General features: G+C 37.5%; 15 protein-coding genes and 1 pseudogene. 4 read left to right on the forward strand and 12 right to left on the reverse strand.

Annotated elements, in window-relative coordinates:
* Both ACPDG9_RS14295 and ACPDG9_RS14300 read right to left on the reverse strand, forming a co-directional pair.
* Positions 1 to 1,179: DUF6531 domain-containing protein (locus ACPDG9_RS14295; RefSeq protein WP_430528399.1), on the reverse strand; the 1,179-nt coding region annotated here is incomplete at its 3' end.
* 339 nt (positions 1,180 to 1,518) lie between these two features.
* Positions 1,519 to 2,103, reverse strand: coding sequence for a Crp/Fnr family transcriptional regulator (locus tag ACPDG9_RS14300; RefSeq protein WP_430528400.1), 585 nt, complete (start codon positions 2,101 to 2,103; stop codon positions 1,519 to 1,521).
* Between the two features lie 167 nt (positions 2,104 to 2,270).
* Here ACPDG9_RS14300 and ACPDG9_RS14305 point away from each other — a divergent pair, with 167 nt between their 5' ends.
* Together ACPDG9_RS14305 and ACPDG9_RS14310 are read left to right on the forward strand one after the other, a co-directional pair.
* On the forward strand, positions 2,271 to 2,423 hold the full coding sequence (locus tag ACPDG9_RS14305; protein ID WP_430528401.1) for a hypothetical protein: 153 nt from the start codon (positions 2,271 to 2,273) through the stop codon (positions 2,421 to 2,423).
* 5 nt (positions 2,424 to 2,428) lie between these two features.
* Entirely contained in the window at positions 2,429 to 3,052 is a 624-nt protein-coding gene (locus ACPDG9_RS14310; protein WP_430528402.1) for a CatA-like O-acetyltransferase, read from the forward strand.
* A 285-nt stretch (positions 3,053 to 3,337) separates the two neighbouring features.
* On the opposite strand, the gene mltG is transcribed toward ACPDG9_RS14310, so the two are convergent.
* Genes mltG through dapF form a run of 3 tightly spaced genes read right to left on the reverse strand, consistent with a single transcriptional unit; the run spans position 3,338 to position 5,690 of the window.
* Positions 3,338 to 4,375 carry an endolytic transglycosylase MltG gene (mltG, locus tag ACPDG9_RS14315; RefSeq protein ID WP_430528403.1) on the reverse strand — a complete coding sequence of 346 codons (1,038 nt, stop codon included), beginning with the start codon at positions 4,373 to 4,375 and terminating at the stop codon, positions 3,338 to 3,340.
* 7 nt (positions 4,376 to 4,382) lie between these two features.
* Complete coding sequence (locus ACPDG9_RS14320) at positions 4,383 to 4,907, reverse strand: GNAT family N-acetyltransferase (protein WP_430528404.1); 525 nt, start codon at positions 4,905 to 4,907, stop codon at positions 4,383 to 4,385.
* Between the two features lie 3 nt (positions 4,908 to 4,910).
* Positions 4,911 to 5,690, reverse strand: a complete 780-nt coding sequence (gene dapF / locus ACPDG9_RS14325) for a diaminopimelate epimerase (protein ID WP_430528405.1) — start codon at positions 5,688 to 5,690, stop codon at positions 4,911 to 4,913.
* Positions 5,691 to 5,837: 147 nt separating this feature from the next.
* On the opposite strand from dapF, the gene ACPDG9_RS14330 reads away from it, so the two are divergent.
* Both ACPDG9_RS14330 and ACPDG9_RS14335 read left to right on the forward strand, forming a co-directional pair.
* A complete protein-coding gene (locus tag ACPDG9_RS14330) occupies positions 5,838 to 7,229 on the forward strand; it encodes a S1C family serine protease (protein ID WP_430528424.1) in 1,392 nt (463 codons plus the stop codon).
* A 96-nt stretch (positions 7,230 to 7,325) separates the two neighbouring features.
* Positions 7,326 to 8,774, forward strand: a complete 1,449-nt coding sequence (locus ACPDG9_RS14335; RefSeq protein ID WP_430528406.1) for a glyceraldehyde-3-phosphate dehydrogenase — start codon at positions 7,326 to 7,328, stop codon at positions 8,772 to 8,774.
* A 101-nt stretch (positions 8,775 to 8,875) separates the two neighbouring features.
* On the opposite strand, the gene ACPDG9_RS14340 is transcribed toward ACPDG9_RS14335, so the two are convergent.
* The 7 genes and pseudogenes from ACPDG9_RS14340 to ACPDG9_RS14370 form a co-directional block, all read right to left on the reverse strand.
* Complete coding sequence (locus ACPDG9_RS14340) at positions 8,876 to 9,094, reverse strand: hypothetical protein (protein ID WP_430528407.1); 219 nt, start codon at positions 9,092 to 9,094, stop codon at positions 8,876 to 8,878.
* Positions 9,095 to 9,350: 256 nt separating this feature from the next.
* Positions 9,351 to 11,312 (reverse strand): annotated as a pseudogene (locus ACPDG9_RS14345) (OmpA family protein).
* Between the two features lie 15 nt (positions 11,313 to 11,327).
* Complete coding sequence (locus ACPDG9_RS14350) at positions 11,328 to 12,260, reverse strand: PorP/SprF family type IX secretion system membrane protein (RefSeq protein WP_430528408.1); 933 nt, start codon at positions 12,258 to 12,260, stop codon at positions 11,328 to 11,330.
* Positions 12,261 to 12,270: 10 nt separating this feature from the next.
* Positions 12,271 to 13,587, reverse strand: a complete 1,317-nt coding sequence (locus ACPDG9_RS14355; RefSeq protein WP_430528409.1) for a gliding motility-associated C-terminal domain-containing protein — start codon at positions 13,585 to 13,587, stop codon at positions 12,271 to 12,273.
* A 431-nt stretch (positions 13,588 to 14,018) separates the two neighbouring features.
* Entirely contained in the window at positions 14,019 to 14,687 is a 669-nt protein-coding gene (gene mnmD, locus ACPDG9_RS14360; protein WP_430528410.1) for a tRNA (5-methylaminomethyl-2-thiouridine)(34)-methyltransferase MnmD, read from the reverse strand.
* Positions 14,688 to 14,693: 6 nt separating this feature from the next.
* Positions 14,694 to 15,104 carry a hypothetical protein gene (locus ACPDG9_RS14365; protein ID WP_430528411.1) on the reverse strand — a complete coding sequence of 137 codons (411 nt, stop codon included), beginning with the start codon at positions 15,102 to 15,104 and terminating at the stop codon, positions 14,694 to 14,696.
* Positions 15,105 to 15,155: 51 nt separating this feature from the next.
* Positions 15,156 to 15,671 carry a DUF4920 domain-containing protein gene (locus ACPDG9_RS14370; RefSeq protein ID WP_430528412.1) on the reverse strand — a complete coding sequence of 172 codons (516 nt, stop codon included), beginning with the start codon at positions 15,669 to 15,671 and terminating at the stop codon, positions 15,156 to 15,158.
* Positions 15,672 to 15,777 lie beyond the last annotated feature (106 nt).

The following is a 15,777-nucleotide window of genomic DNA, read 5'->3' on the forward strand; positions in this document are numbered from 1 at the left end:
CGTGGGATGCGTCATCTTTTGGTAGTAATAGGTGTGTTGATTTTGGCGCAACACCCAGGTATTTTCATCCGGACGGTAATACCTAATTTTATACGGGCGATAGTAGGTTTCTTCTGCGCCAACGTCTACCCAAGGAATAGACATGGTGATGCGCTCTTGGGGGTTGATCCAAGCCGCGGCGTCCTGTTCTAAATCGGGTAAAATCATCAGATCCCAGCAGTTGAATACTTTCGATCCAAAACTACCCATCGGCAGTTGGTAGTTGCTGTAATACGTATTACTCCAAGAAATGGGGATATTGCCACCAATTTCAAAGTCATCCCAATCAAAAAGCAAACCGCCCGTTACTAGGTTAATCGGGTCAAAACCCAAAAAGCAAAGCGCTCGAGACAGCGGATTGCGAGATCCCAATAACTTGCGTAGTACGCGTTTATTAAAGGTTTTCAGCAAACCACCAGCCCCTTTTATCAGTCCCATAGCTGCAAAGCGCATCAACAATTCCGACGCACTATACTGATGGGGGATAAACGTTCCGCCCACCAAAACGGGATCGCCTCCCGGAATCTGAATATAAGCCGACAAGCGGTGGTTGTAAAAAGCAAAATAACGCAAGGGATTTTTACTGAGCTTCATCGGCGCATTGGGCAAAGCTGTTAGTCCCATAGGTGGACACCAACAGGTCAAAACATGCTGGGCTTGATCCCCTGACAATTCCGCTTCTTGAGCGAAAACCGTCTGAGAACCAAAGTACACCTCCCCATCGTGGGGAGAACCTGGCATATTGACAATTTTATACCCCGGTAAATCCGTAAGATGGCGACCAAATACCGCAATCCCCATTACCGAAGTGGTCGTAGTAGCCTTGTGTTCTTCATTGACATAAACGGTCCCACCCATCGGTATAGACGTCGGTCCCCCTTCAGATTGAAAAAAAGAAGGTATCGGAATATCGAAATGCAAATAGTCAATCGGATCAAAAATAATCCCCACAAAAGGATGAGGAAGAGGTAAGGGCACCGGAACAAAGGGAATCATCGTCCAGTGAAAATCAACCCCTAATACCAGATCGAAGTGTTTACTCGCCTGTTGTATCCCCGTACCTACGGCTTCTTCTAAACTCAAACTTACTGGTTTTGCCTGTAACACATCTGCGCGTACTGCTAACTTTTTATGCTCCATGACGCTTCAGCTTTTCTTCTTTTTCCATTTATAACCTTGTCTTTTTTTGATTTTTGGTCCATAAAAACAAACCTATCGTTTATAATTAGAAAAAGAAACAAATACCGAGGTATTTTGAAAAAATAGAGGGATTTCCCTGTAAAAAAAATGTTAAATTATACTATTTAAGTATAAATTCAATTAAAATACACTTTTTTAATATGTACCATTTTCATAGCTACTGTTATTTTTACAAAAGCTTTCTCCCTTATCGTCTATCAAAAATTAAACACAAAACAAAAAAAGAGCATTCTTACTATAAAAATGCTCTTCTTTTACTTGTTTTACTTTTCCATTCGTTTATTCTTTCTCGCGCTCTTCTTTTCGTTGATTCAAACTGCGATTTAAACTGCGAACAGAAATCCCTAAATACGCAGCCATATCTTCTTTACTTAGGGTAAGGTCTTGTTTTTTTTGCATCTCTACCAATTGATGCAAGCTATATTCTATGGTGTACAATTGCTGAAAAGAAGCGCGTCTAGCAGTATTGACAATGCGCGCTGCAAAGGCATCTAACAACAATTCACATAAGACACTATCTTTTGCTAACAGCGATTGAAAAAATGGATAAGACAAGACATATACTTCCACCGTATCCAAAGCTTGAACATTACAAAGCGCATCAATCTTTCGAATATACTCAATATCGCCGATCACCTCTCCTTTACCTAAAAACTCCACGATATACTCTTTTTCATTTTCTTCTTCAAAGAAAACTTTTGTTACTCCCCTTTTAATCAATAAAACACTCGAAGCGCTTTCATTTTGAAGAAATAAATAATCTCCGGGAGCATAAGTCACAATAGCTATAGCATCAGGAGTATCCAGTTGCTGCTTATAGCGTTCGTCAATGTAATTCAAAAAGGTTTCGTTGGTTCGTATCATAGGAATGTGAGACAATTGTCCCTTTTATTTATTTTTATTTGTAGAAATTTACCGCATAAATTGCAAAAATACAAAACATGCAACTACAAAATAAAATCCCTTATTGCCTTTAATACAGCTGATACACTCATCCTGTTCTCCTGTCCTTTATTAGAGGGTGTAAATCGATGCAATCCTACATTCTTCCATCAGCAGTAGAGCTAGAAGGTCATGTGGCTTATCACCTTTATGCGGTAAAGGATCTTATGAACAACAGGAAGCACCAACACACACAATGCGTTGCCTTACAAAATTTAGACGAATTATTACTTTTATTATAACCTTTATGAGACATTTAATCGACATAGAAACATGGAATAGAAAAGAACCCTTTGCCTTCTTTTCTACTTTTGACGAACCATTTTTTGGTATCACCGTAACCATTGAATGCACCACGGCTTATGCAAAAGCCAAGCAAAAAGGACAATCGTTTTTCTTATACTATTTATATCGCGCTTTAGAAGCAGCCAATCGCATTGAAAATTTCCGTTATCGCATTGTAGACAAACAGGTATATCTATATGATCACATTCACGCATCGCCAACGATAAACAGACCCAATGGAACTTTTGGCTTTGCGTATATGAATTACCAAAAAGACGAAAATACCTTTATTCAACACGCCCAAGAAGAAATTAGAAAAACACAGGAATCAACAGAACTATTACCTGCTACAACAGGTGAAAATGTCATTCATTTCTCCGCGATCCCTTGGTTAAACTTCACTTCACTTGCCCATGCGAGAAGTTTTTCATTTCCAGATAGTGCTCCTAAAATTTCCTTTGGCAAGGTTACAGAGAATCAAGGGGTACTGCGTATGCCCGTTTCAATTCACGCTCATCACGCCTTGGTTGATGGTTTTCACGTGGGATTATTTGTAGAGGAATTTCAAAAACAACTAAACAGATAACAGATAACAGATAACAGTTAACTCCTAGCAAGAACAGACTATAGACGAGGTTCCTTCGACATGAGTCTACCTTGCCTTCATGGTGAGTCCATAGTGCGTCTATTAAAAACGTCATTTTAATGGACTCACTATGGACTCACTATGGACGCACTATGGACGCACTATGGACGCATCTCGAACAAGCTAGGTTGAATACAACAACAAAAAACACAAAAAAACCATCCCTAAAACAAAGGATGGTTTTCGTATAACTGTAACTATCAACCGTTAATGGTAAACTGTTTACTATCTAATTCCAGATTGGTTTAACCAAGCGCTGTATTTTCTACTATTTTGATTGTGTTGCGCCAATGTAGTAGCAAATTCGTGGTATCCCATTCGGTCAACACTTGCACAGAAATAGACATAATCGTGCTTTTCTGCATTCAATACTGCGTCAATTGTACCTTTATCTGGCATAAAAATTGGGCCTGGTGGTAGACCTACATGCTGATACGTATTATACGGTGACGCAATTTCTGTATCCTTGAGGTAGACCCTTTTGATCACTTGATCAAAATCATTTGTATATAATTTCTTTGCATACACTACTGTAGGATCCGCTTGAAGAGGCATTCCAATGCGCATTCGGTTTAAATACACCCCTGCTACTTTTGATTTCTCGTCGTTTTTACCTGTTTCTTTTTGTACAATTGAAGCCAAAATAGCGACCTCTACAGGAGTTAACCCTAATGCAGCTGCTTTTTCTTTTCTTTCTTCATTCCAGAACTTCAAGTATTCTTTATGCATCCTATTGCGCATTTTTAAAGGCGTAACAGTCCAATAGAACTCATACGTTTCTGGCAAAAAGCAAACTAAAACACTTTCTTTAGTAAATCCGTTTTCTTCTAAGAATTTAGCATCATAAAACACCTCTAGCATCGCAAGGCTATCTGCTTCAACTTGAGAAGCAATTCTGCCTGCTAAATTCTCAATTCGCTCTTGGTTGTTAAACGTCAATCGAACAGGAACATTTTTGCGTAAAGCTTCTATCAAGCTGTAGCTATCCATTCCATTGGTCAATTTAAATCGCCCTGCGATCAGATTGCTATTGTAACTTCTCTGACTGGCAATTTCTTCAAATCCTTCTGGGTCATTTAAATACGGACGCAAGGTTTGCAAGACATCCTGAAAATTATCTGAGGTTTTAATGTAGAAATACTCTTTTTCATTCCAATTTTGCACATTGGGTAAAAAGGCCTTTTGATACCACATATACAAATAACCCAAAAAAACAAAAGCACCTATCACAGAAAGTGCGATCAATATATTTTTAAATTTCATATTTTCTTTAAAATATTAACTGATACATTATTTCATCTTTAAACGTTTGTCCTACTTTGGTCCACGCTTTTTTTATTCCTATTTGTTGAAAATTAAATTTGGCGAATAGCTGAATACTCGCTTGATTATCGGATGCAATATTAGCATAAAGTTGGTTTAAATACAGGTATTCTCTACTATAATTTAGCACCAAACCTAAAGCCTGAGAACCAATTCCTTGTGCTCTATTTTCATCGTTTTGAATAACAATCCCCACTCCCGCTCTACTATTTTTGGGGTCAAAATCAAACAAATCAATCAATCCCAATGTTTCATTTGTTTCTTGTGAACAGATTACTAATCGAAGTTGTTTAGCTTCGTAAATATCTAAATGTGCATTTTCTAGGTATTGGTGAATCAAAAAACGACTATAGGGTGTTTGTGTATTGCTGACTTCCCACAAGCGCACGTCATTTTCTATTTGATAGATAAAATCTAAATCTTCTGGTTCTAATGCACGCAAATAAATGGTGTCTGTTTCTAATCTAATCATGTGTTATATCCTAATACTTCCTTGAAAAACAAAAGTTGCAGGTCCTTTTAAAAACACCTGTTGATAGGTCTTATTTGCATATTCGAAAGCAACAAATAACGTTCCACCTTCTACGTCAATTTTCACCTCATTTTGATCGAGTTTCCCCAAGTTGTGCATAGCTAAAGCTACAGCAGTTGCTCCTGTTCCACAAGATAAGGTTTCATCTTCTACTCCCCTTTCAAAAGTTCGAATTCTGAAGTGATTGGGTCCTTCTTGTTCCACAAAATTCACATTGGTTCCCTTCGGTGCATAGGTTTCGCTATTTCTGATTTGTTTTCCTTTTTTATACACATCAAGATACATCAAGTCGCGTACAATTTCGACATGATGTGGGGATCCCGTATTAAGGAAAACACTTTTTTCTCTTCGCTCTATTTGCTTGACATCGATCATTTGCAGCGCTACATTATTCTCTTGATCTATTGTTGCATAATGCAATCCATCGATAGCGATAAAATGACATTCTTCCTGAATTATTCCCAGCTGTTTGGCAAATGAAACAATACACCTTCCACCGTTCCCACACATGGTACTTTCCTTTCCATCCGAGTTAAAATACACCATTTTAAAATCGGTTTGTTCGTCTTCCTCTACGAGAATCAAGCCATCTGCTCCAATGCCAAATCGGCGATCACACAAATGAGCAATGAGATCCACGTTGGATGCATCGAATGTTTTTTGACGGTTATCTAGCATGACAAAGTCATTTCCCGTTCCTTGGTATTTCCAAAAGGACAACATATACAACTGTTTTTTAGCTAAGTTTGGAACCAAATTTACAAATAATCTCGTTGATTTGGTACTTTGTTAACCATTGGTTAAACACTTTTTAATTCCTTTTTTGCTTTTTTATTTTTACTATCGTTTCATTTTAACTCTTATTGTATGATGAAAAAATTCTTAACTACCTTCTTAACTTGTTTGCTCACAGCAGCACTTACCTTAGTGGGTTATACGTATTATATCGAGAACACCCAGCAGATCGCAGACAATAACGCGACCGCCCCGTTGGCAATACCGCCAGCATCTGATAGGATAAAAAGCACTCCCGTCGACTTTACCTCCGCTGCAGAAAACACAGTAAACGCAGTGGTACACGTCAAGAACTTGAGTTATATCACCACTCGAAGCAATCCATTACTTGAGTTTTTTTATGGCTATAAGGGAGGTACACAAACGCAAATCGGAACAGGATCTGGTGTCATTATCTCCGAAGATGGGTATATAGTAACCAATAATCACGTCATTGCCAATGCGTCAGAATTAGAAGTTACCTTAAACAACAATAAAACGTACAAAGCTAAACTCATAGGAACAGAAAAAGAAATGGATTTAGCCTTACTAAAAATTGACGCCCTAGAGAAGTTGCCGTTTTTAACTTTTGGTGATTCGGATGCTATCCAACTTGGTGAATGGGTATTAGCCGTTGGAAATCCGTATAATTTAACATCAACTGTCACAGCCGGTATTATTTCTGCCAAAGCAAGGAATTTATCCGAGGCGGGAATTCAATCCTTTATCCAAACGGATGCAGCAGTGAACCCAGGAAATAGCGGTGGCGCTCTAGTTAATGTGCAAGGTGAATTAATTGGTATTAACACGATGATTTCTTCCAATACAGGTTCTTATGTGGGATATGCTTTTGCCGTACCTTCCAATGTGACGAAAAAAATTGTCGAAGATTTCTTACAATATGGCGATGTACAACACGGAGTACTTGGAGTCAGTGGATTTGAACTCAACACCACTTGGGCGCAAAAGCTACAATTATCAACAGACAAAGGATTTTATATACAAGACATTCACCAAGACGCTGACCCCGAAAAAATACAGCTCAAAAAAGGAGATATTATCACTGCTATTAACGGTAAGCGTATTTCCTCCTTTGTCGATATTAAAAATGTACTCAACACCAAGCGTCCAGGAGATGTTGTTCAGGTAACCGTTCAAAGAGAAAACAAAACCCTACAAAAAGACATTCAGTTGGTGCAGGCAAATTCAACTAGTTTTGTTTTTCAAGGTATTGAATTTAGTGAACTAACGAAAGAAGAAAAAACAAAATTCAAGATCAATTACGGAGTAAAAATAACAGCGATAACAGCAGAGAAATACCTCCCATATCAAGCAGAATTGACGAATGCTATTTTACTTAGCATACAGGGAAAAAAAATAAACAATATGGAACAAGCGAAGCAATTATTCGCTCAACTAAGTAACAATCAACGCATAAAACTAGACGTTTTATCTCCAAATGGTGAATTAATCAAATTCTATTTATAAAAGAAGGAGGAGATTAATTCCAAAATTTAACTTTTGCTTTATTCATAAAAAAAGCGGACTTTTGCACTAATTTTATACAACACAATCTAATACAATATGAAAGATACGAGTTTATACGAAAAGGAATTGGCTTTTCAGGCAGACAGAAGAAAAGCATGTGTAGAGTTTATCAAGATCATCAGTGATTTATGGTTTGATAAATCTATTGAGTTATTAATGTTCCGCAATCAATTGATTGACCGCAGCGTTAGTGACATCATCAATTTACATGAATATGCTGCTAAGTTTGTTGAGAAACCGATTAACATTTTTGATACCGTTGAAATAGCGAAAGCGATTCAACAAGCTGATCTTCCACCTTCTAGAATTGATATTGGTCGTCTAACTTATGAATATCATTTAGAAGACAACAAGCATAGCAATGCGTTAGGTTTTGTTGTAAGCAAATTAAAAGATGCTAAAAATACAGGAGAGATTGTTCCTAAAGACGTTGTACTGTACGGTTTTGGTCGTATTGGTCGTTTATTAGCTCGTGAGTTGATGAACAAAATTGGAAAGGGGCAACAAATGCGTTTAAGAGCTATTGTTACACGTGATAAAAACGATGCTGTATTATTAGAGAAGAGAGCTTCTTTATTGAAATATGACTCAGTACACGGTGACTTTGAAGGTTCTGTAGTTGCAGATCCAGCAAACAATGCTTTAATCATCAACGGAACGACAGTTCACATGATTTCTGCCAGTACACCTGAAGAGATTGACTATACAGCTTTTGACATTGACAATGCGTTAATCATTGACAATACAGGAGCTTTCACAACAGAAGAGGCTTTAAAACGCCACTTATCATCAAAAGGAGCATCAAAAGTATTATTGACAGCACCTGGAAAGGGAATTCCAAATATTGTACACGGAGTAAACCACACAGAATACAACCCTGCGGAAGTAAATATCTGGTCTGCAGCTTCTTGTACGACTAATGCTATTACACCTATTTTAAAAGTTATGGAAGATAACTTTGGTGTAGTAAAAGGGCACTTAGAAACCATTCACGCGTATACAAACGACCAAAACTTGGTTGATAATATGCACAAAAAATACCGTCGTGGTAGAGCAGCTGCTTTAAACATGGTAATTACAGAAACTGGAGCAGGAAGTGCAGTTGCTAAAGCATTACCTTCATTAGCAGGTAAGTTAACTTCAAACGCTATTCGTGTACCGGTTCCCAATGGATCTTTAGTTGTATTAAACTTAGAGATTGGAAAAGAAACTTCAGTAGAAGCTTTAAACGAAGTGATGCGCAAGGCTGCGTTAAACGGTGATTTAGTAGAGCAAATCAAATATTCATTAAACAACGAGTTAGTATCGTCTGATATTGTTGGAACATCTGCACCAGCTATCTTTGATAGTAAAGCAACGATTGTTTCTGCTGATGGTAAAAACGTGGTTATGTATGTTTGGTATGATAACGAATATGGTTATAGCCACCAAGTTATCCGCTTAGCGAAATACATCGCACAAGTAAGACGTTACACTTACTATTAATAGCTAGGATTTACGATTTATAAGAACAAAAAAGAGAGCAATTGCTCTCTTTTTTTTTAACTAACTGTAACCAAACTTATTCTATTTGTATGAATATTGTTTCAATAGGTTGGTTCGCCTTGTACTTCTAATTGACTTAGTCTCTGATGTAGCGTTGGCTTATCCTGTACATAGTCCTCTACCCATTGTTCTAAGCGATCTACATCATAAGGTAACATTTGTACTAAGGCTTTATTAAATTCTTTCGCAAAAAGCTCAGAATCGAAACTTACGTTTTCTAAAATTCTCTTTGTATAGTCAAACATTAATCTGTTTTCCATTTTTTTAATACTCTTTTTCACATTAAACAACAATCAAAAATAATCTATTAACAAATAAAAAGCAAATTCAATATGTTTTCTTACATTTTCTTAAAATTAAAACAACATAAGCACAATATAAACTATTTTCACAAGGTTACGGAGACTTCTCTTTACATTTTATGCAGTAATTCGTTTTTTTTTCTAATTAAACTGCAAGGTCATTGCAAATAAAACGAACCTTTCGTCCTGTGATTTGCTAATTAATCCTTAGATATTACATTTCGAGAATAATAAATTCACTGCGTCTATTCTCTTGATGTTGTTTGTCTGTACACGGTACTCCATTCCTACATTTGTTTAACAATTGAGTTTCACCATACCCTTTTCCTGTCAAGCGACTTGGGTTAATACCTTGTTTAACCATCCATTGGATTGTTGCTTTTACACGACGATCGGACAACATCCTATTGTATTCGTCATTTCCTCTACTATCTGTGTGAGAGCGAACATCAATTTTTATGGTAGGGTATTCTTTCATTACCTCCACTACTTTCATCAACTCAATCGCAGCATCACGGCGGATATTCGATCGATCAAAATCAAAGTATATAGGATTTAAATTCAGTTTCTTAAATAAATCATCCTGTAGTTCTATAGGTTTTTCGGTTTTTTCTAAACCGATATTCACTGTTTTAGCTCCAGGTTCCTGAGTGACATTGAACGCCACTTCTATCGTATTGTATAATTCTTTTTCTGCTTTTATACGGTATTTATAGCCACAAGCTAGAGATTCTGTTTTGTAGAATCCTTTGACATCTGTAAATAACGTATCTGATTTTTGATACAATGCGTCCGAAACAATCACACGCGTATGTGCCAGTACCTCCTTGGTGTCCTTGTCGTACACAACCCCTTCAAGTGTTTGCTTGCATGGTTTTTCGGCAAGAAAGTAAATATTGTCTATCTCTTTTTCCTCCCCTCGATTTGAACTTATAAATCCTTTATTTTGTTTAACATCCAAGTAGAAGCCGAAGTCGTCTCTATTACTATTGATGGGCGCTCCCATATTAACAACGGGGCCAAAACTTCCATTGGGATAGAGTTTCGTTGCGAAAATATCAAGTCCTCCTAGCCCTGGATGGCCATCCGAAGCAAAATACAATTGATAATCAGCGGCAATAAAAGGAAAACTCTCTCGACCTTCTGTATTGATTGTCTTTCCTAAATTTTCAACAGTACCATATCCTCCATTTTCATATAAAGCAACGCGAAACAAATCGGATTGTCCTCTTGTACCTTGGCGATCCGAGGAGAAATACAACCATTTTTCATCGGGTGTGAGTGCGGGATGGGCAGTGTTGAAATCATCTGAATTCAGCGGTAATTCTTCCACTTCTCCCCATTGGCCGTCCTCTTGTTTTACGGCTTTGTACAATTTCAAAAGCGATGTTTTATCTCTATTATGTTTACTTTTCCCACTTGATTTACTGTTGTTTCGCGTAAAGTACATCGTATTGCCATCTTTGGTAAAGATCGCTGTTGCATCATTGACTGCTGAATTGATTTCCGGAGCAAATAGGACGGGTTCTTCAAAGCCATTTTGACCAATTGTGGAGCGATACAAGCTCGTATAGCTTTCGTTGGTCCACGTGTGGATTTGACTTCCTTTTTGGTGATCGGTTGCTCGCGCAGAGGTAAAGACCAATTGATCTCCCAAAATTGTTCCGCCATAATCAGAATAAACCGAATTAAAGTCCAATTTTTGGATGTTGTAGCGATCAGATCGATTTTCAATATGCGTCAAGTAATCGCGGTTTTTAGTATACAACATGGCTCTAGAATCTGTTTGTTCAAGTATGGCAAACTGATCCATCATTTGTTGAGATTTAGCATAATCTTGTACTGATTTAAGCGTTTGCGCATAGCGATAATAGTATTCAGAAGGAAGTTTTGACACGTCCTTCTTGTCATAGGTTCCTTCAAATAACTCGGCATACCATTTATTTGCTTCTACCGATTTACCGCTAAAAAAATAGGCATCCGCTAAATTTTGTAACATATCCGCATTACTATAGCCGTTTGCCGCCATGCGTTAATATATTTTGATTGCATCAACATACGCCAACTGTTCAAAATTTTTATCTGCTTGTTTTTCTTTTCTTGTTTGACTATACCCTAGCGTTCCAATACTTAGTATAACGCATAGTATTCCCAAGTGTATCATTTGTCTTACCATAGTACCTACTTTTTTTTAGAAAAATCTTGGTGATGTCACACGTTTGAACCCGTTAAATAAGCTAAAGCGCATAAATATTTCATGTGAGCCTGAATTATAACGCGCTAGCTTCGTTGTTTCAGCATCATAGCTATAGCCAACCATGAAATTATCAGACACCTGAAAACCAACCATTCCACTTACAGCAGCATCCCAGCGGTAAGCAACTCCAGCTGTAAATTTATCGACAAATAGAAAGTTAGCTGACAAGTCTACTTGCAAGGGAGAACCTTGTTCTACTTTCACCATCGTTGCAGGTTTGAATTGGATCTCCTTAGTCAAATCAAAAACATAGCCCCCGGTTACATACAAGTGCATTTTTTCACGTAGTGTTTTAATCTCATTATCATCATATCGAGAACGCGTGAGTAAGGTTGGCACAGACATCCCCACATAAGCCTTTTCTGAATACAAAAATAAACCTACACCAATATTGGGGGTAAATTCATTTTTAACATCCTCTGCGGCAACGGGGTCCGTTGGATTGTAGATATTTAATTTACTGTAATTTACATCGAGTAAACTAGCTGATCCCTTTACACCAAAAGCCATTTTATAGTTGTAATTCAAGTCAATCGCATAGGAGAGATCTACAGCAAAGGTATTGTCATCCATAACCCCCAAATGATCATTGACAAAACTAACCCCCAATCCCAATCCTGACTCACCTAAAGGAGTATTCACTGCTACCGTTGCCGTTTTAGGAGCCCCCTCGAGTCCAACCCATTGGGTGCGATAGAGTCCAAAAATATGTACTCCTTCTCTACTTCCAGCATAAGCGGGGTTGATATTCGAGTGATTATACATGTACTGCGTGTACTGCGGATCTTGTTGTGCTTGAAGTTGTTGCACAGCAAACAGTCCTATACCACCAAGTACCATCGCTTTTACTACTTTTTTTACTTTCATCTATCCTGGTTTAATTGGTCTCTAAATGTAAATTAGCGGCTTTTTTAATCATGCGACTTCCATGAGCATCTGTGTATTCATACGTTACCACATAATAGTAAGTTCCACTTGGTAGCTTCTTACTCTTGTCGACGGTAATTTTACCTCCTGAATACCCCGTAAACACATTAGCACTTCCATCTCCATAAGGGTCATACCCCGTTGTTTCATATACTTTCACCCCCCATCGGTTGTAGATTTCCACTCTATTGTTGGGGTGTTTTCTAATGTTTTCAATAATGAAGTAATCGTTTTTGCCATCTCCGTTTGGAGTCACTAAATTGTAAATCACCACATCCCCCTCAATAACCCAATCTTTTTTAATCGTAGCTAAAGTGAAATAACCATAGTTCTTTATTTTCGCAGGTGTCGTTACCCTGTTTGTAGACATATCCACTACTCCACCTTCATCCACCCATAACTGTTGTTGCTCATCCCAGCGAACAATATGCAACTCCCCTTCAGGATCTTTCAACAGTTCTTTCGGAGTTGTTCGCTCATCCCAGGTCAAACTCAAAATAACTGAATTCTCTTCTCCAGATTTACCATTCACTCTCCAATATTCCTTTTCGTTTAGGACCCGAATAACACCTGCTGTATTCTTATGTGCTTCAAAAAAAGAGGCGTCATCGATATAGTATTGAGACAAGATCGTTGCGGAGACATGATCCGGTGCACTAATAAATGCCGGGCGATAAAACGCATCCTGTCCAATAGGAAACTCAAAGGAATCGCGACCTATTTTCTCAACCTCACCATCGACAAAACTATGATTACCTACATTGACATGCTGTGCATTAGGCATAAAGCTAATCATCCCCTGTGGGAGTGCTTTTGCACCTGTTTTTGTTGGGTCGACTTTGACAATTCCATTTTTAAAATCAGCCAAACCATAGATATCTATATTGTTCTTCAAATCAAAGGCAATCCCTTCGAGTTCACTATCGAATTCCACATGATAAAAAGAAGTTAACCCTCCACCGTAGATTTGTTTAGCTTGAGTCTCCGCATTTAAAACAAAATGCGTAGAAGAGGTTTTGCTTCCTGTAGTTAAACCGAAACTACCCTCATTTTTGAAGTTTTTATAAAAAATTAAGTTCCCGTCGTTTACAAAGTTCCCTGCTTCTGTATTCACAAAATCAAAACGAGTAGACACAACGGTTTCTGGACGGACACTAAATAAACCTGTATTAACCAGCTGCATAGGAGTTGATTCATCCTGTCCATAGGATATACTGTGCACACTGACGAGCAATAAAACGGTAAACTTCAAATAACTTTGACTCATAGTACCTTCATTTAAATGATTTGATTTTTTATTTTCTCAGCCTTTAGCTATTACTTATTTGCTAAAACATATCTTAATTTAAAACACCAATGCCTTAAATTTCACTTAAAATTAATTAAAAAACACAAATAAAAAAACACATCAATACAAAACAATAACTTATATTTTAATCATTAACTCAAATTATCTCTCGTTTTTTAACCAAAAAAAACGATATTCAAACAACAACATTTATTTTTTAACGAATTAATCAACATATATAAAACCACACTGATTTTATACTAATTTTAGTTTTTCAAAAAAAAGAAAGAAACTACTCCACTAAAAAGAGAGTTAAGACGATCTTTTCGCTTAAAACAAAAAAAGCCCCGTAGAAGTTGGACGTACTTCTACGGGGCTTCTTTATACTGCCTTGGTTGTTTAGCATTCCGCTATTTAAACGCTAAAGTCATTTCTCTTTTTCCCGGTGGTCCCGGTACGATTTCCAATGTAAAACCAGCGGCCTTCATATTTCTTTTGATAGCAGATCGACAGGCATAGGTTACTAATACGCCTCCTTTTTTTAAGCTATCGTATGCTTTTTTAAAAATATCTTCTGACCACAGATGCGGTTGAAATTGATATCCAAACACATCAAAATAAACCAGGTCAAAAAAATCAGTTTCAACCGTTACCTCTTCAAATTTTGACTGTATCTTCTGCACTACAACATCGTGGTGTACTTGTACTTCTCTATTCCATTCCGCTTGGTGTAAGGCAGTAAATAGAGCTTTCCCTTTTTCAAATTCGGGCAGTAAAGAAGGATAAGTCAAAACTTGGTATTCTTCTTGATTCAAGGGAAAAGCTTCTATGCTGTGATACACCAGTGCTTTCTCTTTCGGCACTAAAACTGCCATGGTCAAAAGAGCGTTGAGACCTGTTCCAAAACCGAATTCTAAAATGCGTATTTCGTCTTGTTGGATAAACCTCATCAATCCCTGCTCAATATACACGTGCTTAGACTCTTGCATCGCACCGTGAATCGAGTGATAGGTTTCTCCCCATTCTTCCATTTCCAATGAATGAGAGCCATCAGACGTTACAATTATTTTTCTCTTCATTCTCTTTTAAGGGATTAATAGTTTTTTTATTCTTGGAATAGGTCCACCACATTTTTTTTGGTGGCAGCTTAAACACGCTTGAACGATGGCGTTGAATTTTTCTTTGGTTTGTTGATTTGGATCGGCATAAAATTCTTCTTCTACCGCAATAAATGCGCGGGCTTGCGCTTCAAAAAACAGATCCCTTTCTGAAGGATCAGTCATCACAGCGCTAAATAAACGGTGATGTAGTGCAGGCATCGTATCTTTAATCTCCAGTCCCTCCATGATTCGATCGCGAATACGCTGATTATCCACATACATTTGCTCCATCAAAGCTGCCATTTCAGACATTTCATAGAGTAAAAATCCACTATTCTCTTGCTTTGTTTCCGTTTGAATTTCTTTCCTCTCTTTGTTGACTTGCTGGCAACTCATAGTGAAAGCGAGGAACAACAGGACAACTACCGCTTGTATTCTCATAGGGTCTTAATTAGCAATGGCGATACCATCCGCTTCAAAGGCATAGGTAATTTTAGGTTCTGTGATGGCTTCTATTTCCTCTTTGCTTTTTCCTGCATCGTGGGCATAGTGTCTTAATTCATCAACGGAAACAACCGATACAAATGCCTTTCCTTGCATAACCACCTCATGTCCACCTGCATTCATTGGGGCAAAAAAACCATAATCTTTAAATCGCACAAAACTACTTTGGTCTTGATCTAGATCCACTTGCATCCAACAGCCTTTCTTTTGACAAACTTCTTTAATTGTCGAAGCAAAAGAAACGCGCAACGTATCTCCTTCTTTTAATTGTTCAAATTCTTTCCACATAGCTTCTTTAGACAATACATTTTGTTGTTTATCTAAGTCTTGTCCGAATGTTTCATATTCTTTTTCGCTTGTAGAAACTACGGTTTCCAACTCGTTTTTTTGTTCTGATTTCTTTACACAACTAACAGTTACTAAAGAAAGTAATCCAATTGTTAATACAAGGTGTTTCATATGCTTGTTTGCTACAAATTATTTAGCCAAAGATAATTAAAAAACAAAATGAAAAATAAAGACCTGCCGTATTCCTCTTACACCGATCTCTTTTGCAAAAGCAAGC

The sequence above is a fragment of the Myroides sp. C6-3 genome, from assembly GCF_050522425.1.
Taxonomy (GTDB): domain Bacteria; phylum Bacteroidota; class Bacteroidia; order Flavobacteriales; family Flavobacteriaceae; genus Flavobacterium.

Excerpts from the sequence above, each read along its gene's own strand:
- ACPDG9_RS14365 (WP_430528411.1), bottom strand. The coding sequence starts at position 15,104 with ATGAGTTGCCAGCAAGTCAACAAAGAGAGGAAAGAAATTCAAACGGAA.
- ACPDG9_RS14330 (WP_430528424.1), top strand. The coding sequence starts at position 5,838 with ATGAAAAAATTCTTAACTACCTTCTTAACTTGTTTGCTCACAGCAGCA.
- ACPDG9_RS14320 (WP_430528404.1), bottom strand. The coding sequence starts at position 4,907 with ATGATTAGATTAGAAACAGACACCATTTATTTGCGTGCATTAGAACCA.
- mnmD (WP_430528410.1), bottom strand. The coding sequence starts at position 14,687 with ATGAAGAGAAAAATAATTGTAACGTCTGATGGCTCTCATTCATTGGAA.
- ACPDG9_RS14340 (WP_430528407.1), bottom strand. The coding sequence starts at position 9,094 with ATGGAAAACAGATTAATGTTTGACTATACAAAGAGAATTTTAGAAAAC.
- ACPDG9_RS14350 (WP_430528408.1), bottom strand. The coding sequence starts at position 12,260 with ATGAAAGTAAAAAAAGTAGTAAAAGCGATGGTACTTGGTGGTATAGGA.
- ACPDG9_RS14355 (WP_430528409.1), bottom strand. The coding sequence starts at position 13,587 with ATGAGTCAAAGTTATTTGAAGTTTACCGTTTTATTGCTCGTCAGTGTG.
- mltG (WP_430528403.1), bottom strand. The coding sequence starts at position 4,375 with ATGAAATTTAAAAATATATTGATCGCACTTTCTGTGATAGGTGCTTTT.
- ACPDG9_RS14370 (WP_430528412.1), bottom strand. The coding sequence starts at position 15,671 with ATGAAACACCTTGTATTAACAATTGGATTACTTTCTTTAGTAACTGTT.
- ACPDG9_RS14335 (WP_430528406.1), top strand. The coding sequence starts at position 7,326 with ATGAAAGATACGAGTTTATACGAAAAGGAATTGGCTTTTCAGGCAGAC.
- ACPDG9_RS14310 (WP_430528402.1), top strand. The coding sequence starts at position 2,429 with ATGAGACATTTAATCGACATAGAAACATGGAATAGAAAAGAACCCTTT.
- ACPDG9_RS14300 (WP_430528400.1), bottom strand. The coding sequence starts at position 2,103 with ATGATACGAACCAACGAAACCTTTTTGAATTACATTGACGAACGCTAT.
- ACPDG9_RS14305 (WP_430528401.1), top strand. The coding sequence starts at position 2,271 with ATGCAATCCTACATTCTTCCATCAGCAGTAGAGCTAGAAGGTCATGTG.
- dapF (WP_430528405.1), bottom strand. The coding sequence starts at position 5,690 with ATGTTGTCCTTTTGGAAATACCAAGGAACGGGAAATGACTTTGTCATG.